The organism is Phyllobacterium phragmitis, assembly GCF_002980495.1.
Taxonomy (GTDB): domain Bacteria; phylum Pseudomonadota; class Alphaproteobacteria; order Rhizobiales; family Rhizobiaceae; genus Paramesorhizobium; species Paramesorhizobium phragmitis.
In genome coordinates this window covers 1-20,310 of sequence record NZ_PVBR01000032.1, presented here as the reverse complement: position 1 = coordinate 20,310, position 20,310 = coordinate 1, and the positions used below count along the sequence as shown (strand labels likewise).

Annotated in this window: 19 protein-coding genes; 15 read left to right on the top strand and 4 right to left on the bottom strand. The window is 58.4% G+C overall.

Features of this window, described 5'->3' with window-relative positions; genetic code table 11:
- Positions 1-37 precede the first annotated feature (37 nt).
- Positions 38-358, top strand: a complete 321-nt coding sequence (locus C5748_RS25275; protein ID WP_342588388.1) for a tyrosine-type recombinase/integrase — start codon at positions 38-40, stop codon at positions 356-358.
- 134 nt (positions 359-492) lie between these two features.
- On the top strand, positions 493-723 hold the full coding sequence (locus C5748_RS25270) for a DUF2274 domain-containing protein (RefSeq protein ID WP_105745553.1): 231 nt from the start codon (positions 493-495) through the stop codon (positions 721-723).
- Here the strand turns inward: C5748_RS25270 and C5748_RS25265 are convergent.
- The 3 genes from C5748_RS25265 to C5748_RS25255 form a co-directional block, all read right to left on the bottom strand.
- Positions 662-1,594, bottom strand: a complete 933-nt coding sequence (locus C5748_RS25265; RefSeq protein ID WP_245581972.1) for a LysR family transcriptional regulator — start codon at positions 1,592-1,594, stop codon at positions 662-664. The genes C5748_RS25270 and C5748_RS25265 overlap by 62 nt on opposite strands.
- 316 nt (positions 1,595-1,910) lie before the next feature.
- Positions 1,911-2,606 carry a response regulator gene (locus tag C5748_RS25260; RefSeq protein ID WP_105745516.1) on the bottom strand — a complete coding sequence of 232 codons (696 nt, stop codon included), beginning with the start codon at positions 2,604-2,606 and terminating at the stop codon, positions 1,911-1,913.
- A 217-nt stretch (positions 2,607-2,823) separates the two neighbouring features.
- Positions 2,824-3,543, bottom strand: a complete 720-nt coding sequence (locus C5748_RS25255; RefSeq protein WP_245581971.1) for a L,D-transpeptidase — start codon at positions 3,541-3,543, stop codon at positions 2,824-2,826.
- A 117-nt stretch (positions 3,544-3,660) separates the two neighbouring features.
- Between C5748_RS25255 and C5748_RS25250 the strand changes: the two genes are divergently transcribed.
- From C5748_RS25250 to C5748_RS25200, 11 genes are all read left to right on the top strand, one after another.
- The gene (locus C5748_RS25250; RefSeq protein ID WP_105745512.1) at positions 3,661-4,185 is read left to right on the top strand and encodes a thioredoxin domain-containing protein; all 525 of its coding nucleotides are present in this window, start codon (positions 3,661-3,663) and stop codon (positions 4,183-4,185) included.
- A gap of 178 nt (positions 4,186-4,363) precedes the next feature.
- Positions 4,364-5,647 (top strand): cytochrome c, encoded by a 1,284-nt coding sequence (locus tag C5748_RS25245; RefSeq protein WP_245581970.1) that lies wholly within the window; start codon positions 4,364-4,366, stop codon positions 5,645-5,647.
- Positions 5,648-5,753: 106 nt separating this feature from the next.
- On the top strand, positions 5,754-6,545 hold the full coding sequence (locus C5748_RS25240; RefSeq protein WP_245581969.1) for a c-type cytochrome: 792 nt from the start codon (positions 5,754-5,756) through the stop codon (positions 6,543-6,545).
- A 182-nt stretch (positions 6,546-6,727) separates the two neighbouring features.
- On the top strand, positions 6,728-8,302 hold the full coding sequence (locus tag C5748_RS25235; protein WP_199194900.1) for a cbb3-type cytochrome c oxidase subunit I: 1,575 nt from the start codon (positions 6,728-6,730) through the stop codon (positions 8,300-8,302).
- The gene (locus C5748_RS25230) at positions 8,299-8,919 is read left to right on the top strand and encodes a cbb3-type cytochrome c oxidase subunit II (protein ID WP_105745506.1); all 621 of its coding nucleotides are present in this window, start codon (positions 8,299-8,301) and stop codon (positions 8,917-8,919) included. Before C5748_RS25235 ends, C5748_RS25230 begins: the two co-directional genes overlap by 4 nt.
- Positions 8,916-10,163: a c-type cytochrome gene (locus tag C5748_RS25225; RefSeq protein WP_146119623.1), complete on the top strand. Its 1,248-nt coding sequence runs from the start codon at positions 8,916-8,918 to the stop codon at positions 10,161-10,163. The genes C5748_RS25230 and C5748_RS25225 overlap by 4 nt, the downstream gene beginning before the upstream one ends.
- Positions 10,160-11,191 (top strand): c-type cytochrome, encoded by a 1,032-nt coding sequence (locus tag C5748_RS25220; RefSeq protein WP_105745502.1) that lies wholly within the window; start codon positions 10,160-10,162, stop codon positions 11,189-11,191. The genes C5748_RS25225 and C5748_RS25220 overlap by 4 nt, the downstream gene beginning before the upstream one ends.
- Before the next feature lie 7 nt (positions 11,192-11,198).
- On the top strand, positions 11,199-13,286 hold the full coding sequence (locus C5748_RS25215) for a heavy metal translocating P-type ATPase (protein WP_105745500.1): 2,088 nt from the start codon (positions 11,199-11,201) through the stop codon (positions 13,284-13,286).
- Between the two features lie 359 nt (positions 13,287-13,645).
- A complete protein-coding gene (gene dsbD / locus C5748_RS25210) occupies positions 13,646-15,460 on the top strand; it encodes a protein-disulfide reductase DsbD (protein ID WP_105745498.1) in 1,815 nt (604 codons plus the stop codon).
- A gap of 1 nt (position 15,461) precedes the next feature.
- On the top strand, positions 15,462-16,262 hold the full coding sequence (locus C5748_RS25205) for a TlpA disulfide reductase family protein (protein WP_105745496.1): 801 nt from the start codon (positions 15,462-15,464) through the stop codon (positions 16,260-16,262).
- Positions 16,263-16,468: 206 nt separating this feature from the next.
- Complete coding sequence (locus tag C5748_RS25200) at positions 16,469-17,209, top strand: L,D-transpeptidase (RefSeq protein ID WP_245581968.1); 741 nt, start codon at positions 16,469-16,471, stop codon at positions 17,207-17,209.
- A gap of 70 nt (positions 17,210-17,279) precedes the next feature.
- Here the strand turns inward: C5748_RS25200 and C5748_RS25195 are convergent, their stop codons facing one another.
- The gene (locus C5748_RS25195) at positions 17,280-17,918 is read right to left on the bottom strand and encodes a DsbA family protein (RefSeq protein WP_105745494.1); all 639 of its coding nucleotides are present in this window, start codon (positions 17,916-17,918) and stop codon (positions 17,280-17,282) included.
- 199 nt (positions 17,919-18,117) lie between these two features.
- Between C5748_RS25195 and C5748_RS25190 the strand changes: the two genes are divergently transcribed.
- Together C5748_RS25190 and C5748_RS25185 are read left to right on the top strand one after the other, a co-directional pair.
- Positions 18,118-19,488 carry an ATP-binding protein gene (locus tag C5748_RS25190; RefSeq protein ID WP_105745492.1) on the top strand — a complete coding sequence of 457 codons (1,371 nt, stop codon included), beginning with the start codon at positions 18,118-18,120 and terminating at the stop codon, positions 19,486-19,488.
- A 482-nt stretch (positions 19,489-19,970) separates the two neighbouring features.
- A partial coding sequence (locus tag C5748_RS25185) for an ISAs1 family transposase (protein WP_146119622.1) occupies positions 19,971-20,310 on the top strand: 340 nt, incomplete at its 3' end.

Here is a 20,310-nt window from a genome sequence, read left to right as displayed (position 1 = left end):
TACACCGGAAGGCGCACAATCCCAGCCGCCTAAAGGCGTGGGGTTTACAGATCCCCTATCGGGGACTCTAAAAAAGCACGTCGCAGTCGCCAGCGATTCTTGTCCATTCCTGAAGGAGAAGAACGTCACCTTCCATTGCCTGCGCCATACGACGGCGATGGACCTCCTCCACGCCGGCGTAGAGCAGACCGTCATCGCGCTGTGGCTGGGGCACGAGTCCATCGAGACTACCCAGATCTATCTCGACGCCGATCTGGCGCTGAAAGAAAAAATCCTCGCCAGGACAATCCCGTTCGACAGCAAGCCGGGCAAGTTCCGGCCCGATGACAAGCTTCGGGCCTTCCTCAACCGGCTATAGGAGAAAAGGCTATGCCGATATTGCCTGCATATAAAACCAAACGGATACATGGAGTTACTGTCCTTTTGCCTGCCTCAAGCGGCATAGTCCCGAAGGCGGCATATGACCTGATATTCGAATGCAGGGGGTTGATGATGGCAAAGTTGAAGCTGGGGCCATTGCCCGACGATAAGCCCGTGAAGATCACCGTGGAGTTGCCTGCCGAACTCCATCGCAGCCTTGTCGACTACGGCTCGCTGCTTGCCGAGCCGGGAAATCCCCCAATCGATCCGGTGCGTCTGATCGTGCCTATGCTGGAGCGCTTTATAGCGACTGATCGGGCCTTTGCGCGGGCAAGGAGAATACGGGCTCCTGTGGCGATTTGAGCGGCAATTCGATTTCTGTGCGGTTGCTTCTCCGCATCAGCGTCAGAAAATCCCGCAGGGGAGGGTTCTGATTGAAAGGGGACCAGACCGCAGTGACCGATATGGACGCCGCCTGATCGTTAAGCGGACGGAATATAATTCCGGGAATGGCAATGGCTGTCGCAGATTCCGGTACCAATGTGACGCCGTAGCGTTCCGCAACCATACGCATGAGGGTATCTCGGCCGACATCGAGGCGGCGGACACATGCTTGGATGCCGCGTTCATCGAAACGCTGAATCACATGCTCCAGCACCTGCGGCCCCACACCATCATGACGGACCAAGAAGGTTTTGGAGGCGAGATCAGTCCAGTTCAATTCCTCCTTATCGGCAAGCGCGTGGTGCGTTGGCAAAACGACCAAAAAGCGTTCCTTCCACAATTGCCAGGAATGGCAGCCCGGAAATCTGGGCTCGCCAAACAGAAAAGCTATGTCGCTACGATTCTCATGGATCTGCCGGAGCACATTCTGCCTTTGACCATCTGCAATGTCTATTTCGACATCTGGATACTGTCGGCGAAAACACTGGAGAAGTCGTGCCAGCGCGCCAGAGATGAACACGCCGTGCAGTCCGATCTGTAGGCGACCACGCCTGCCATTGGCGATTTTGCCCGCCATCCTCACCGCGTGTGCGAGATGATCGACGCCGATGGCGACCTGCTCAAGAAAATGGCGCCCAGCTTCGGTTACAATGATCCCACGTGGCCGACGCTCAAATAGAAGGATGCCCAGATCGCTCTCTAACTGCTTGATACGTTGACTGATTGACGATTGACTAATACCAAGAGCGGCGGCTGCATGCCTGAAATTGTGATGCTCGGCTATGGTCAAAGCTTGGATGAGAGCTACGAGCGGAATTCGCCTCCCCAGAGGGGAATGCAGGTAAAGGGTAGTGTCCCTCTCCTCCTCCGGCATAGATGTGGTTTGGCGCCGTCTCATTAATGAACTTTCGCATACAGTTCGTTCGCACGGATCGTCTAAGCAACACTGGATCCCGACAGGCAGGTGATTTGCCACCTAACTATTCTTGCTTGGTGGCTATGTGCTCTGAGAGACCTGATTTCATCGAGCCAAGTGCTGAATAGTTCAAACATATTTTTGCATGTCGGCCGCCGGGCAGGATAGCCAACGAGGTCAAAATCGATAGTCACCGCCTTCCCTTGTTGTCTTTATGGGCTGGCTCCTTACCCTCCGCCAGCCTGTAACCAACGCCACGCACGGTCTCGATGATGTCGGTACCAAGCTTCTGTCGCAGATGATGGATATGCACTTCTATGGTGTTGCTTTCGACTTCCTCCTGCCACCCATAGAGCCGGTCCTCAAGTTGCGATTTCGAGAGAATCTGGCCCGGTCGATCCATCAACGCGTGCAGGATCGCAAATTCCCGCCGGGAAAGCCGCACGGACTCGCCTGATTTGGACACCTCCATGGTGGCAGGATCCAGACATAGGTCGCGCCACGTCCGATAGGCGACAGCGCTTCCGCTGGCCCGCCGGGTGAGTGCCCGCAATCGGGCGGCTACTTCGTTCAGGTCAAAAGGCTTGCCGAGATAATCATCGGCGCCAGCATCGAGTCCGGCGATACGGTCGGGAACACTGTCGCGCGCAGTGAGAAGCAGGACAGGGGTTGTCATCTGACGACTGCGAAGTTCGGCCAGGAAATCGAGGCCAGATCCGTCAGGAAGCATCAGGTCGAGAACGATCGCATCGAAAACGGAGCCGTGCAGGGCGGCCGAAGCATCTGCGCAGTTCGACACGGCATCGACGGTAAAGCCGGTCAGGCCGAGCCCGACCTGTATGCCGTTCATCAATACCGCATCGTCTTCCACTACCAATATGCGCATGCGAGTCTTACCTAACCGTCAGTCAAACAGTGGGATCCGACACCGAGCTTAAGCCAGCCTTAAGCCGACAGATGTGTGTTGCGCCCCAATCTCAACGGGCTTTACCTGCAGGCCAGTTCATACGCTTCTGAGAAAGGCGCGGCACTGGGCATAGCAACTATCAGGGTTGAGCGGAAACCCAGTGCATCCGTTCATACATTGGATGCGGCAAACTGACTCATCCCACCATGAGATGTTGCATCGCCGGATCGGGGATAACGACGATCGTGCTGCCGTCCTGGACATTGTCGGCGAGATGAATGACGTCCTGGTTGAGCATGCGAATGCACCCCGAGGAAACGGCCTTCCCAATGGTCCGGAATTCAGGCGAGCCATGAATACGGTAGATCGTGTCTCGATTCCCTTGGTGAATATACAATGCATGGGACCCGAGTGGGTTGTTGAGCCCCGGAGGCATTCCGCCATTGGCGATGCTGTAGGGCTCGAGCTCAGGCTGACGAGCAACCATCTCGTCGGGAGGATTCCAGCGTGGCCATTTCCGCTTGTAGGCGATATGCCCCCGGCCAGCCCATGAAAAGCCGTCGCGCCCCACGCCAACGCCGTAGCGCACAGCCCTTCCGCCCGACTGGATGTGATAGAGATAGCGGTTTGGGGTGTCGACGATCACCGTACCAGCTTTTTCATCGGTCGGGTAATCCACCTCTGTCCGCCACCATTTCTCATCGACCTGCGAAATATCCACCGCCGGGATGGGGAATTGCTCGTTTGGTAGAGCTGCATACATCAGCGGAACCACCGGTTTCGGTTTGACCTCAGCTACAGGTGTCACCCTACCGATCGGCTCGCGCGCCGAAACACAGCCACACAGGGTCAGGGCGCTCGCCCCGACGATAAACGCGCGCCGGGCAATTGGCTTCGAAATGACCTTGGTACTCAATTTTCCTCTCAGCCCTCTTACAGGGTTCCGGGTTCAGAAGGCCGAAATGCCATTGGCACCTTAAGTCAGCCTTAAGGCTAGCTCGCGCCGATGCGATGCAGCAAAGGGGAGCCAAGCATGCAATTTCCTATATCGATGATGACCGCGATTGTTTCCTGCTCAGAGCAGGCTGGGACCGCTGAACCTCGCCGCCACAGAGCGATTTCCGTGACGAGGCGCCAGTTCCTGATCGCGGGACTGACGACTGCAGCCGCTACGTGCGTATCTGTAAGAGCCGATGCTGTGACGTTAACTGCGATGACGCTAGCCGATTACCAAAGCGCCCTGACGAGGCTTTCACCACATTACGAAGCTGCACTCGTCGACATCGGGGCGGAATGGTGCGCCTTCTGTGAGACGATCGATAATGAAATCCTGCCGGATCCTGGCGTGCGGCGCGCTATGGAGCGGATCCCGCTGATCAAAGTCGACGTGACCCGGATGGATCAATACAGCCACGAACTTCTCCGATATTTGCATGCCGACGGGCCACCGACTCTTTTTGTGGTTCATTTGGCCAGCGGCCGCGAGTATCGGGATACACGCTCCGTGAGGGCGTTTCGTGCGAGCGATCTTATTCGGCGTCTGCGCCCCTTCCGATAACTGCACCGCAAGCCATATCGAAAGAACATGGGCCGGCGATGTTGATTGAAATCAAAGTGATAGGGAGGGATTCGAGATACTAGGATAATTATCGAAACAAATTGGTTATGCCATGCGACCATTAAGTAAGCTTGCATTGCTCGCGATCTGCGGACTGGGATCTTCTTACGCGATTGCGATGTCTACGCCTTATTGGTTCAAGCCGAAATCAGAGACGCAGGTCGATGTCAGTGATCCCAATCTCATCCGTCAAGGTGAGTATCTAGCGCGGGCAGGGGATTGTATTGCCTGTCATACGGCACCCGGTGGTAAGCCTTTCGCTGGCGGCCTCGGCATGCAGACGCCAATGGGCACCATCTATTCCACGAACATCACGCCTGATCGCTCGACGGGAATCGGTGCTTATAGCTACGGCGATTTCGAACGGGCTGTGCGGAAGGGCATAAGACGCGATGGCACTCACCTCTATCCGGCGATGCCCTACGTATCCTATGCAATTATCACCGACGACGATATGAAGGGGCTATACGCCTATTTCATGTCGGGTGTAGACGCCGTTCAACAAGACAACCAGCCGACCACTATGCCGTGGCCCCTCAGCATGCGTTGGCCGATTGCCTGGTGGCAGCTTCTGTTCGCGCAGCCCCGGCAGTTTGCAAACGACAGTGCCGACCCGCAGATCCTGCATGGTGCCTATCTCGTCGAAGGCCTTGCTCACTGCGGTGCTTGCCACACGCCGCGCGGTCTCGCTTTCGAGGAAACTGCGTTGGTTGACGGCCCGAACAGCTATTTTCTTTCCGGGTCCGTATTGGAGGGGTGGTACGCCAAGAATCTACGCAATGAAGACACCGGCTTGTCTACATGGACAACCAACGAGATCATCGAGTTCCTGCGTACTGGGCGTAATGACAAGACGGCGGCCTTCGGCTCGATGTCTGATGTCATCGAGCACTCGACACAGCATCTCTCAGTGAAGGACCTGACAGCGATCGCCGTCTATCTGAAATCCCTCACTCCTCGCGACGACCGCAAGCCGAATTGGAAGCCGAAGCAGGATGTTACGACCGTGGCGCTAAAAACCGGAAATTTCGAGGCCCCGGGCGCAGCATCCTATGTCGAGCACTGCGCAATCTGTCATCGGATGGACGGTAAAGGGGCGCTGCGGATTTATCCGGCACTTGCGGGCAACTCGATGGTCTTCTCCGACGATCCGAGTTCCCTCATCCAGGTCACGCTCGCAGGGGGACGCATGCCGAAAACGCCGCATGATGCCATGGCTTTCACAATGCCCGGGTTTGCTCATCTGACAAACCGCGAGATTGCTGACATCCTCAACTTCATCCGCAATGGCTGGGGAAATCACGGCAGCAAGATCACCGACAAAGATATCTCGCGGATGCGTCACGAGATCGCGCGTAAACCCAAGCATTACGTGCCGGGAGATCAGCATGACAAAGAGTAAGTTTCTTCTCGCCATCGTTGCTGTTCTGGCGCTCATGGGAGCGACGGGTATATATGTCCTCATGGCAGAACCGACACTCGACGCATCCGCACAGGATAGGTTCGCAGTGCTTGGCAAAGACAAAGAGCAAGTCGGCACCTATCGCATTCCCGCAGATGCCGAAATCCTGCAGGAGGAAAACGCTCAGTCGATCCTCCAGGGCAAGCGTCTCCTCAATGAGACCGCGCGCCTGCTGGCCGCCAATGTTGGCAACGGCCTTAATTGCAACTCTTGCCATATGGCCCAGGGTAAACTCCCTGACGCAAATCCGTACATCAACACCAGCAACTTCTATCCTGCGGTGATGCCCCGCGCTGGGCGGGAGGTCGATCTCGTTATGCGGATCAATGGCTGCTTTCAGCGCTCGATGAACGGCAAGCCTCTGGCAAGAGAAAGCGCCGAAATGCAGGCGATGGTTGCCTATATGGATTGGCTGAGACAGGGCGTGGCGAAAGGTACCAAAGTGGCGATCCGCAACGTCCGGTCGATCGACGAAAGCTTGATTCCCGATCCCGAGCGGGGAAAGGCAATCTACGCAGCTCAGTGTGCGTTCTGCCATGGCGCCGATGGTCAAGGTATGAAGGACCAGTCGGGCGACTATATCTTCCCGCCGCTCTGGGGCGACGAATCATTCAACATCGGCGCTGGCATGGCCAGAACCTACAAGGCGGCGCAGTTCATCAAATACGCCATGCCGCCAGCGATGAATCTTACGCCGCCGCTCGGGGCAGGCGGGGTTCTCTCCGATCAGGACGCCGTCGACGTAGCGAAATATTTCACCCATATGCCACGCCCCAATTTTGAAGGAAAAGTGAATGACTGGCCGAACGTCAAAAAACCGAAGGATGCACGATACTAGGATAGGATGCAAATCAGATGGAATCATGCATCCCACCTCAAGTTCTTGTTGAGCTTTTGTGATCAGCTCTAAGCCTTTTTCACAGCAGAACTAGCTTCTTAAGGTTGCCTTAAGTTTGGCCTTCCAGCGCACGATCCTGTGCGCCTGCCGCAAGAGCAGGCCGGGCAAGGGAGGGACTGCGCATGATGACGGCGGGGCTATTATTAGCGTTGAGCTTCTTAGTCTCATTGCTTGCACTCGGCTTTCTCATCTGGGCGATCAGCAACCACCAGATCAAACTCGACCAGCAAGACGCTAAGGTCATTTTCGCCCCTGGCGAGGAGGGTCATCTCGATAGCCCCGATGCAGGACGCTCTTTTGCGAAGCGGCACTCGTTCGACACAGCCAACACTGGTATCGATCGTATCTCCGCCACGCCTGTGAAGGTGCTGCTTGTCGCTGCCACCGTCTGGCTCTTAATCGGTTCCGTCTTTGGGCTCATCGCCTCCCTAAAGTTGCACTGGCCGGATTGGCTTTCCGCTTCCGCGCCGCTTACCTTCGGGCGCGTCCGCACCCTTCATCTCAATCTCGTCATCTATGGCTGGCTGTCGCAGGTCGGCATTGCTTCAATGTTTTGGATCCTGCCGCGCATTTTCCATACGCCGTTGCGTGCCCCGCGACTGCCGATCTTCGGCGCGGTTCTCTGGAACATTGCTGTTGCGCTTGGCGCGCTCGCCATCGCCAATGGATGGACGGATGGCGAAGAATGGCTCGAAATCCCCTGGCAGTTAGACATGCTTCTGGCGCTGGCCGGCATGTTCTTCGTGATCCCGCTCATCAAGACGACGCGAGCCCGGGAAGTTCGCCACATCTATGTCTCGGGCTGGTACTTCCTGGCTGGCATTCTGTGGTTTCCCTGCCTTTTCGTCATTGCCAACATCCCCTTCATCCATTCCGGCGTCGAGGAAGCCACCGTCAACTGGTGGTTCGCGCATAATGTTCTGGGGCTCTGGCTGACGCCGATAGGCGTTGGGACGGCTTACTATTTCATCCCGAAGATCATCGGAAAACCGATCTATTCCTATTCCGTGTCACTGCTCGGATTCTGGGGCCTAGCGCTCTTCTATAGCCAGGTGGGTATCCATCATCTGATCGGAGGGCCGGTGCCCACCTGGGTTGTGACCCTTTCCGTCGTCCATTCGGTGATGATGTTCATTCCGGTTATCGCCGTGGCCATCAACCAGCACATCACCGTCGCCCGCAATCTCTGGGCACTGAGGGAATCACTGCCGTTGCGCTTCATTTCCTTCGGCGCGGTCATGTACACGCTGGCGTCGTTCCAGGGCTCGATCGAGGCGCTCCGTTCGGTCAATACGGTCACGCATTTCACGCACTACACGGTCGGACACGCACATCTCGGCGCCTATGCCTTCGTCACGATTATCATGTTCGGCGCCGCCTACCACATGCTGCCGCGTATGACCGGACGGGCTTTCCCGTGGCCTGCGCTCATCAACGCGCATTTCTGGTTCATCGTCATTGGGTTCGCAATCTATTTCTTTGGTCTTTCGATCGGCGGCGTTCTGCAGGGCCTCGCGATGCTCGATGCAACGCGACCATTCTCCGACAGTGTGCTTGTCACCATCCCCTATCTCGAGGCGCGGAGCGTAGGCGGCAGCTTGATGACGATCGGGCACCTCCTCTTCGCTTTCAATGTGGCGGCTATTCTCCTTCCTCGCCGGACATCGGCGACTGTCCAGACGGTGCCTGCAGAATGAACCGGTATCTTCCTCTCTCCATCTTGGCGCTGGCAATTCTCGCTTTCGCAACGCTTCTGCTGGTGATCGCGCCGGGGATTCAGATCAGCCGCCATGATGCTCCTCCGGGTTTGAAGCCCTACACCGAGCGGGAACTTCGGGGGCGTGAAGTCTACGTTTCTCTAGGCTGTGTCTATTGTCACAGCCAGCAACCGCGATCACCCGATCAGGCTCCTGACAGCGTGCGTGGCTGGGGCCGCCCTGCAATCGCGGCAGACTATGTCTACGATGCGCCCCATCAACTCGGCACGATGCGCACCGGGCCAGATCTTCTGAATGTCGGGGCGCGTCTGCCATCCCGCGACTGGCATTTGACTCATCTCTATCAGCCACGCGCCATCTTCGAGTGGAGTATCATGCCCGCCTATCCTTTCCTCTTCGAGGAAAAGAGCGCGGCTGCACCAGGAGATGTTGTCGTCTCGCTTCCCTCGTCATTCGCCCCCGACGCCGGTGTTGTCGTCGCCAGGCAAGTAGCGCTTGATCTCGTTGCCTACCTGCTTTCGCTCGACCGCACCTATCCGGCGCCTGCGGGAGCACTTCGGGACGATGGTTACGCTCGACCGGAGGGCACAAATTGACTCCAGAGAACAACCTAGAAACTGTCGATCCAAGTCGGCCGGATGAAAATTTCGAGCCCTACGAACAGCATGGCAAGATGCCATGGCCACTGATCGCCTTTGCCGTTGGCCTGGGAATTTGGGGAGCCGCCACTCTCATCGACACGCGCCACGATATCGCGCTCGCCGAGGTTGAAAGGACGGTTGCGAGCCGCATGGAAAAGGACGAGTCCAGCGAGCCGGGCTCCACGCTATTCGCCGCTCGCTGCGCGACCTGCCATCAGGCGGACGGTTTGGGTGTGCGCGGTGCGATCCCGCCTCTCGCCGGATCCACCTTTGTAGCCCAAGGGCCGGAACTGATCGCGACGATCCTGCTGCGCGGCATCGACGGACCGATCCGCGTGGGCGATCATATCTTCAACGGTCACATGCCGAGCTTTGCGAGCGTGCTGACGGACGGTGAAATCGGCGAACTTGCAACATATGTTTCTCATCGATTTGGGGGCGCCTCCGATACCCTCGATCCTTTGAGCGTAGCGGCGCTGCGCGAGCGCGTTGCCCATAGCGGCGGCTTTAAGGGCGGGGCAGAGATTGCTGCCTCGACCGGCGCTGCGGTCGGGGCGCAGCCTCCTTTCGTTTCCGCAATTGCAGCTTCCCTGACGCCTGAAGCCTCTTCCTTGATTTTCACGGGCCGCGGCGAGCAGTGGGCATGCGCGAGCTGTCATGGTGATCTTGGGCAAGGCAAGGAAAATACCCCTCGTCTCGCCGGTCTGCCCGCCGACTACATCGTCAAGCAGTTTGACGATTTCATCGAAGGCCGTCGTGTCAATGAATCCATGCGCATCGTCGTCTCTACGCTCTCCAATGCCGAAAAACGCGAGGTTGCCGAGTATTATGCCAGGCTTCGCGTGCCATCGAACGCGAAGCCTGAACTCGGCGGAAACTTGGCTCGGGGCGAGGAGCTTGCCCTTCATGGCGATTGGAGCCGCAATGTTCCGGCCTGCTTCTCATGTCATGGCCCGTCGGGATTTGGCGTTGCGCCGGAGTTTCCGCCGCTAGCTGCCCAGCAGGCGGCATACACCGCCAACCAACTCGCAGCCTGGACCGGAGGCCATCGCAACAACTCGTCCCTCGATTTGATGGGACGGATCTCGCGCCAACTCAGCGATGCCGATCGCCGTGCGGTCGCAGACTATCTCGCCTCGCTTCCGCCGGTTCCGGCGGGGGAAGCCGAACAAATTGCCAAAATTGGAGACCGGCCATGACGGAACACGCCGAAATCCCAGAAGATCAACCAGCCAACGCCCGGAAGGGTGGCCTTGCGCGATGGTGGATTCACACTGCGGGCGGAGTTCTCGTCGTCATCGCCATTGCGGCACTCGCGTATGAAAGCGGCTTCATCGACCAGGCGGCTCAGAAGGTTGTTGAGGGACAAGCGACTGACGGAATTTTCCAGCCTCCGGGCGATGACGAGATTCCGAACGATCAATTCGGCGCAGCCGTTCGTCGCGGACAGGCAATTTTCATGAATACGTCCACCAATGCGTCGCAATATGTCGGGAATGGTCTGTCCTGCTCGAACTGTCACCTGGGAGCAGGACGGCAACCCCTGTCGGCTCCGATGTGGGCGGCTTGGGTACAATATCCAAAGTACCGTTCGAAAAACAAACAGATCAACACAATGGAAGATCGGGTGAAGGGCTGCTTCACCTACTCAATGAACGCCCAGCATTCTGCGAAGGGCGGGCCGCCGCCTGCGGGAGACGACATTTACCGCGATCTGCAAAGCTATTTCTTCTGGCTTGCCACCGGCACCCCAACGAACGAACAAGTAAAAGGCGCTGGTTTCGGTAAGGTCGCCAAGACCGAACTTGGCTACACGCCGGAACGCGGAGCACAAGTTTTCGCTGCAAATTGCGCCGTCTGCCATGGAAAAGACGGGCAAGGCCAAAAGGACATGAACGGGCGTTATGTCTTCCCGCCATTATGGGGCCCGAATTCCTACAATTGGGGTGCCGGCATGGCGCGCATCGATACAGCTGCCGCCTTCATCAAAAATAACATGCCTCTATCCCAGCCCGGCTGGCTCACCGATCAGGAGGCTTGGGACGTGGCGGCATATATTGACAGTTTCGAGCGCCCGAAGGAACCCCGTCAGGGCAATAAGTCCATAGAGGAGACACGACAACTCTTCCATGATGGCGATGAGATCTACTATGGGAAGACCCTAAACGGTGCATTATTGGGCGTAGGCACCCCTGATCCTGACAGGCCGGTCGGCGCTCCGGAATAACGCGGATATGCGCCGACTCTTCGCAATCGATGGGCTAGCCTGCGGCGGTTGCGCGCGAGGGCTGGAGCGGTATCTGAGCCGGCTGCCCGGGGTGCGCTCGGTTGGCGTGCACCATCTCACGGCATCGGCGCTGGTGGAATGGGACGAGAAGCAACTATCCACGGCCGCGCTTGGCAGTGCGGTGGCCAAGGCGGGCTATCGCCTCATCGATCGGCATCGCCCGGAAGAACTCTCCGTTTTCCTTGGACGCGACCTACGGCGTCTTTCGTTACGGCTTGCCATCGCTGTGATGGCGGGGATGTGGTCGATGGCTCTGTCGATCGTGCTCTACGTCTCGGTGCTGGACGTGACGACTGCATGGTGGATCGCTTGCGCGGCCGGTATCCTCGCATTGCCGGTGCTGTGGGCAGGGCGAGGCATCTTTTGGATGGCCTCCCAATCCCTTCGCCTAGGTGCGCCCGGCATGGACCTTCTCGTCACGATGGGCACCTTCGGCGCTCTCGCCGCATCGGCGGCTACGCTCATTAACGGCACGGCGGATGTTTATTTCGACACCGCTACCATGCTCGTCACGCTCCGTCTCGTTGGGCGGCTGTTGGACATTACCATTCGTCGGAACGCCATCGACACCTTGACTGCACTTCAGCGAACATCGCCCGATACAGCCATAGTTCTCGCGGGAGAAACGACCGGCGAGAGGGAGCTTTCGCAAATCATGCCTGGCGATCTCATTGTTGTCGATGCCGGCGCGCCCGTCGGTATGGACGGCATTGTTGCGAGTGGCACAAGCACGATTGATCGTTCGGCCCTTACTGGCGAATCCACACCGGTACGGGTGTCGACCGGCGTGCGGGTCGAGGCCGGGACGATTAATTTGGAGCGGCGGCTGGTCGTCACGGTCGATCGCCTATACGGCGATCGCGACATTGATCGTATGGGAGGCGTCATCGCGTTGGAGATCGCCCGTCGCGGCACCATCACGTCAAAAGCCGACCACGTCGCCGGTTTTCTCGCCTGGGCCATACCGGCTCTTGCATTGGTGACCTCGGTTTCGCAACCGCTCTTGAGTGTTCCATGGCCGGATGCTCTTTTGCGTGGGCTCGCTGTGCTTGCCGGGGCATGCCCATGCGCTCTTTCTATCGCCGGTCCCTTGGCGCAAGCACGCGCGGCCGGTTTGGCAGCGATGCAAGGCATCCGTATCCGTGAACCCGCAGCCTTTGAAATGCTGTCGCGCGTGCGCACCGCAATATTTGACAAGACAGGCACCTTGACCGAAGGCGTGCCAACGGTCACGAGTGTGACGCCCGAGCCGGGCTGGAACGAGGCCGAGGTGATAGCAATGGCAGCGGCGGCCGAAACCGGTATTCTTCACCCGCTGGCCAAGGCAATCGTGCGGCGGCATGGCTCGGAGCAGGGAGCCGGAGGGACGCGACTCGCCCGCGGTGCGCGGACTTATGACGCGATGGGGCGGGTCACAACCGTGATGGGTAGCGCCTCGGATGCAGGTAAGACGCGATTGGTCGTAGAGCGCGACGGTGTTCTTATCGGAACGCTCGATCTCGCCGACCGGCCGAAGGATAAATCGGCCGAAGTGCTGGCAACGCTCGAGCGTGATGGCGTTTCGGTATTCATTGCAACGGGCGACAGCAAAGGCCCAGCGCTAGCGCTGGGTAGGCAACTCTGCCTGGCGGCAAGCCGAATTCATTATGGTTGCACCCCAGGGGAGAAAGCGGAGCTGATAACCCGTTCCGAACGGCCGGTGATGTTCATCGGTGATGGCATCAATGACGCGCCGGCACTCGCCGCTGCGGATTGCGGCATTTCAGTTGCCGGTGCTCATAGTGCTGCTGCCGAAACGGCAGACGTTGCCATCGTCCAAGGTGGTGTCGAGCAGATTATAGCAGCAATCGCGCTTGCCCGTCGAACGGTGGCTATCGGCACGCAGAATGTCAGTTTTGCGCTGGTCTACAATGCGATCGCAATACCATTTGCGGTGACAGGAGTTCTTTCGCCAGTAATGGCGGCTTGCGCGATGCTGGCAAGTTCTGTGTCGGTATCGCTAAACAGTCTGCGGCTTGCCGGCAGTCGTCCCTAAACATCGGCCGTATGCCCAGTGGTCGATGTTCCTCAATGCGCAAAATCTAAGGGGGACAGCTCTGGTCGGGTCTGATCTTCTCGTATGGAGCTTGCCAAATCTCGGTGGTGCAAAGCACGCAGCGGGCAATGTTTTGCCGATGTCGAGGAAGGTGCCCAGCCTGTGACTATCTCCGCGAATCAACGCTTAAGTCTGCCTTAAGCCAAGCCAGTTCGGTTCATGCGAGAAGTTTGAAGTGGAGATGCGCGATGGATGCTAAATGCGAAAAAATATCCTGCTCGCCGCCTTGGACCAAAGATATCGCATTGGCGTGTCTCGCACGTCCTTCCCTTGATCCAGCCTAGCATTCGAGCGAGTTCATGTCTCTTATCAAAGTCTTCCGGCTCCTGGCGAGCCTGCTTTTCATTATATTGCCCATAGCTGCTTCCGCTCAACCGGCGGACATCCTGAAAGCTGAAGACGCTTTCCGTTTTTCTGTCGAGCGCGGGCAGGGCGAGGAGATCGTGCTGCACTGGGTGATCGCGGAAGGATATTACCTCTACCGTGATCATATTCAGGCGCGGGACGCCGGCACCGGTCAGAGACTCCCCCTGCAAACGGAGCCAGGGGTGGTCGAGTCCAACGACTCAAACTTCGGACCATCGGAGGTCTACTATTTACAGGCCATGGCGCGGCTCGAAGCAGGGGCGCCAGAGCAGGTTGCGATCACCTATCAGGGATGCAAGAAGGACTCGATCTGCTACCCGCCGCTCACGCGGACTCTCAACACGGAAACCTTGCAGGTTTCTGATCCAGTGGTCGGCTTCGGGCCTGTCGCACCGCAGGAAAAATCGGCAAGCGAGATGGAGGGCAATGGCTTTCAACTCGCCGATGACTCGCGCGGCGGCGGAATGGTCGGTTCGCTGCTGGCGAGTGGCGGGGCGCTCTGGGTCATTGCGAGCTTCCTCGTTTTCGGGTTGCTGCTCGCCTTCACGCCGTGCGTCTTGCCGATGTACCCGATCCTGAGCGCGACGCTGGCCCGCCAAGGCGAAGCACTGACGCCGCGGCGGGGGTTTGTGCTTTCATCAGCCTATGTGCTGGCTATGGCGCTGGCGTTCGGAATGCTGGGCGTTGTTGCCGCGTGGTCGGGGCAGAACCTTCAGATGGTGCTGCAGTCGCCCTATGCCGTCGGCGCGGTCGCCGTTCTCTTCGTCGTGCTGGCCGCCTCCATGTTCGGCCTGTTCGAACTGCAATTGCCTTCCGGCTGGGTCAACCGCATGGCCGGCGTACAGGCAGGCAGCCGCGGATCGGTGGCGGGCGTGGCCGGGATGGGTTTCGTCTCGGCGCTGATCGTGGGGCCATGCGTTACCGCGCCACTCGCCGCCGCCTTGCTCTACATTGCCCAAACCGGAGATGTTTATCTGGGTGCCTCGGCGCTCTTTGCGCTTGGGCTGGGACAAGGAATTCCGCTCATCGCATTCGGTTCGCTGGGAAGCCGCGCCCTGCCGCGTGGCGGGGCGTGGATGGTGCAGGTCAAGCATGTTTTCGGGTTCGTCTTCCTCGGCGCGGCCATCTGGATGGCGTCACGGATCGTGCCGCCGCAGCTTACCGTTGCCCTCTGGGCGGTCCTGTTCATCGTTGTTGCGGTATTTCTCGGAGCCGTCGATCGGCTGGCGGAAGATGCATCGGCGGCCTCTCGCTTTCGGAAGGCCGGTGGGATGGCGCTCATGCTTGGTGGCGTGATCCTCGCCGTCGGCGCTGCATCGGGAGGCACCGACCCGCTGCGCCCGCTTGCCCACTTCGGCAGCGGTGGCGTGGAACGGCAAGCCACGGCGGCCTTCACTTTTACGGAAGCGAGATCGGCGGCAAACCTTGAAGAGCAGCTTGCCATGGCCAATGGCCGTCCCACGCTCGTCTATTTCACCGCCGACTGGTGTGTCACCTGCAGGACAATCGATCGCGATGTGCTTTCGGCTCCTGAAATCGAGGCAGGACTGGGCGGCTTCCAGCGTGTGAAGGTCGATCTCACCACGCTGGATGACGCCAATCAGCGGCTGATGCGGGACCTAGCCGTCATCGGTCCGCCGACGATGATCTTTTTTGACGCCAAAGGGACGGAGCCCAGCGGTACACGTCTTGTCGGCGATATGACGATACAGACGCTGCAAGCGTCGATCGCACGGGCAGGGGGCTGAGATGAACACCGTCATAATCGGGCCTTTCGTTTTCGCGCCGGATCGATTTGCCGCCATTCTGGCGATCGGCGCCTTCCTTTTGTTGAATGAGGTGCTGTCACGAAAGGTAGACCCGCGCTTTGCCTCATGGGCTTGGTGGGGCACGATTACGTTTGTCGTTGGCGCACGCTTGGGTCATGTTCTCGAACATGCCGTGACCTTTCTGCACGAGCCGTGGCGCGTTTTGGCAATTTGGCAGGGGGGCTTCCGGATCGAAGCCGGCATTGCCTTAGCGTTCATCTATACATGTCTGCATTTCCGGCATCATCTGCGTCTCATACCTTGGACTACGCTGCCGAGCGCCGTCGCGGCTTTCGTGGCCGTTCTGGTCATCCAGCTAACCGCAGGAGTGCCGCCACCCCCTCTGCCAGTTGATGGCAACTATGTCATGTTAACGGGTGAGCCGTTCCGACCAGCGAACCTTGAAGGCCGGCCGGCAGTTATCAATCTTTGGGCCACCTGGTGCCCACCGTGCCGCAGGGAAATGCCAATAATGGCGGATGTCGCGGTGAACAACAATGATGCCGTCTTCATCTTCGTCAACCAGGGGGAAGGGCGAAACGTCATCAATCGATATCTTGCAACCGAGCGGCTCGAGCTCGATCATGTAGTTCTCGATTCCCTTGGAAGGTTTGGGCGGCATTATGCGTCACCAGGCTTGCCGGCAACACTTTTTATCGGAAGCGATGGCACATTGCGGTCAATGCACATGGGAGAGATTTCGAGGGAGGCACTTGTCGCCGGGATCGAAGCCCTCGACTGAAGCAAGCCCAAGCCGGATTGTCTGCACGTGTCTGATTGCCGGTGTGCACTTTTGATTGGCCGCCACGAACAACGCCATCCTGTTGAGAGGCGATGCCAGGACGAACTGAGCTGAAGGCATCGTCATGGATAATGTCGTATGGTGGCGCATTCCCAAGCAGAAACGGCGCGCCTTAAGGCAGGCTTAAGAATCAGGTTCGAACCGGGTTGTCAGTATCGCTGACCAACTTGGGGGTGAAAGTGCCATTTTTGAATTTATCGCGGAGCGTATCGCTTACGTTCCTCTCGGCCGTTGTTCTGTCGTCATGTTCGACCGTGCAGACCAGTAGCAAGCCGACCCCGCTGGTGGCTTCGCCGATCATCCGTCGCGATCAGTCTCCTTTGGCGTTCAAGCCGGTCGATGAGCCGCCATCCCAGATGTATCGCGCCATGTCGGACAACAACTTCCCGATTGCTGCAGTCGATACCTCCAAGTTGAATCCGAAGCATGTGCGCCAAATTGTCGACTACCGGACGGCGGAGCCACCTGGAACGATCATTGTCGACCAGAAGGCACGGTATCTCTATTTTGTGCTTCCAGAGGGCAAGGCTATTCGTTACGCTGTTGGCGTCGGGCCGATTGCTCGCGCCTTCGATGGAGGGGAGGCCGTCATCGCGAGGAAAGCTGAATGGCCTCGATGGATCCCCACCCCCAGCATGATAGCGCGCAATCCAGCGCAGTATGCGCCCAATAAGGATGGTGTTGATGGCGGGCCACACAATCCGATGGGCCCCCGCGCCCTTTACATGCACAAGGATGGCATAGACACCTATTACCGCGTGCACGGCACAAACGATCCGTCATCAATCGGAAAAGCCGTATCCGCCGGCTGCATCCGCCTTTTAAATCAGGACATCATCGACCTGTATGAGCGGGTCAAGCCCGGCGCTCGTATCGTCGTCCATTGAAGAAACAGATTCGACCACGTCAGGCTAAAGCCCCTTATACGTCGGTCAAAACGAGCCGCCTTCCTGGACCTCAGCGTGATTCCGCTTGCGCCTTGCGTGCGTCGGCAATCACCTGCTTGAAACCCTGATAGTCGAGCGTGGAGGCTCGGAAGGGGCCGATGAGGAAGCTCGGCGTACCGGTCAGGCCGAGGGCGTCGCCTTGCGCCATATTGCGTTTGATCAGTGCAAAGATATCTCCGCGATGTGCGGCCATATCGCGGTCGAGCCGTTTCATGTCGATACCGGCGGCTTGCAGTGCTGCGCGCATCTGCTCCTTGCTTATGCCGCTTCCAGGTATCTTCATCAAAGCATCGTGCGCGACCTCGTACTTGCCCTGATATTTTGCGGCGATTGCAAGCTGTGCGCCCTCGATCGAGGTGGGGCGTATCACCGGCCAGTCCTTATAGACCTGCCGGATCTTGCCGTCCTCTTTGATCACGCGGGCAAGGATCGGAGCGACTTTCTTGCAGTAGGGGCAATTATAATCCGTGAAATTTACAATCGTGACGTCGCCGTTGGGATTCCCGCCGACCGGGGCTTCCGGATCGTTCAGGATCATCTCCTTCGTGACTTCAATCTCCTGGCCGATTGCAATCTGACCCAGAAACGGCAGGCTCAAGACGGCTCCGCCAAATGTGAAGATTGCGCTGCGGCGTGTGCATGTAGGCATTCGCTTACTCCTTCTGCTATCTAGGCAGGTACTGGCAGGGCGCGTTCCACGCGGCGGACCTTAAGGCTGGCTTAAGGTGGGCTCCTTCTTCTCCTCCGCAGAAAGGTTATTGCGCATCATGAGTGTATCGGTAGTCGGGGATGAGGTTCGGGCGAACGGCTTGGAGACGAGCCGTGGTCTTGACCAACGGAGCGGCTTCATGACTTCGATCCGTGCGCGCCTGTTCCTAATCCTGATGATCACCACTGGTATCGTTTGGGTATCAGCGACTGCGTGGATATATCTGAGCACGAGGGCGCAAGTTGAACGCGTGCTCGATGCACGCCTTAGCGAGGCGGCGCGCATGGTCAGCTCACTGCTCACCAGGCAGGAGATTGATTCCAAGAAGGCTGTTCCGCCGCCTTCCGAGATTGCAGCGCACTACGCACCGTACGACCGACAGCTCTCCTGCCAGATCTGGGCGCTCGACGGCACATTGGTCGGGCGCTCGGAAAGCGCGCCGGTTCTGCCGTTGACCGATAGTACCACGGGCTTTTCGGAGAAGACAATCAACGGCGAAACCTGGCGGGTTTATGTGGTGGAAAATGCCGCCCTCGGCATGCGCGTGATGGTGGGCGACAATATGCGCGTCCGCGACCGGCTCGTCGCCGATGTGATCCGCGGCCTCGCCCTGCCGGCCTTGCTCATCCTCCCCGTTCTGGCCGGCCTGATCTGGCTCAGTGTCGGGAAAGGGCTTGCGCCATTGAATGCCATGGCAAGGGCGTTGGCATCGCGTCCGGCATCCGATCTGAGCCCGTTGCCAGCGGATGGAGGCCCATCCGAGATCAGGCCGGTGATCCGGTCTCTGAATGGCCTGTTTGCCCGGGTCGACGCGGCGCGGGAGCACGAGCGGGATTTTACCGCCTTCGCAGCCCATGAATTGCGAACGCCAATAGCCGGACTGAAAACGCAGGCGCAGATAGCACTCGCCAGTGGGGACGCCGGAATCCGCGAGAACGCGCTTCGGCAAATCGCCGTAGGTGTGGACCGGACCTCGCGGCTGATCCGGCAGCTTACGGATCTCACGAATGCCGAGAGTGGCGAGGTCATCCAGGACGAGGGCCGCGTCAATGTCGGGAAAGCTCTGGAGACGCTCGCAGAGGATATAAGACAGCACTATCCACAAGCGGCCGTCATCTCGGTCGAGTTCGCCCTTTTTTCAGTTACCCTCCCGGTAAGCGGATCACTGTTCATGCTTGCGGCGCGGAATCTGCTGGAGAATGCGGTGCTGCACTCTCCACCAGATCGGCCCGTCGCCTGCCGGTTGAGGCACGAACCGGGTTTTCTCGCTGTCGTCATCGATGATTGCGGGCCGGGCATTCCGGACAATGAGCTGCTCAAGGTGCGCGACCGCTTCTTCAGGGGGCGCAACAAGACGGAAATGGGTAGTGGGCTCGGCCTTGCCATCGTGAATCTCGCGCTGCAACGGATGGAGGGAGAACTGCATCTGAAGAACCGCGATAGTGGTGGCTTGCGGGCGGAACTGCATTTCCCGAACTCCGCATTGGAGATGCAACGCGGAGTTCAGTGAAAGATCAAGCATTTACGTGGCGGTTCAGGATCTGTGGAATCATCCCGCCTGCCAGCAACGGCCTTCGTCGAGAGTGTGCCCCCTTTAACCGCTAACCGCCTTGAGCCTGCCATCAGTCACACAGGTACGGCTAACGAGTGTCGGCATCGGTGGCTGCGAGCCCCCGCAACCAAATTAAAGCCCGCTAAGTCAACGACTTAGCGGGCGTTTTGTTGCCGAAAATCGGGGAGCGGTAAATGCTAGTGGAAGCGTCAGGAGGTAAACCGTGGCGAAGAACCGGCGTTGGAGGCACTAAAAATAGCTCGTTCTGTGTGCCGGAAAAGCCACAGTTTTTTTGAGAAGAAGCCGGCCCTGCTGTCATATTTTGGCTTGAGCTGTCAATCGGCGCGGACCGGTTAAACAGGGCAATCGCTTGAAGAACAGCGCTTCCAGCGGCGGAATTGTTATGATTCATAGGGAACCTCGATTTGTGGAGGTTTCCTATGTCCGGCAAAGCACTACTCGATCAGTTTGGCTCCCTTGAAGACCCGCGCCAGTCGTGGAAGGTGTTGTATCCTTTAGCCGAGATATTGCTTTGCGTGCTGTGCGCGACGATGGCCGGGGCGGACGATTTCGTTGAAATCGAGCGCTGGGCCAGGCGGAAACTGGATTTCCTGCGCCGCTTTCTCCCCTTCAAGCAGGGCATTCCCTCCCACGACACACTCAACGACGTCATCAACGCCTTACCGGCGCAAACCTTCTCGGACTGTTTCATCAACTGGGTCGACGGGATGCGCGAGGATGATCCCGACATCGTCGCCATCGACGGCAAGACCTCGCGCC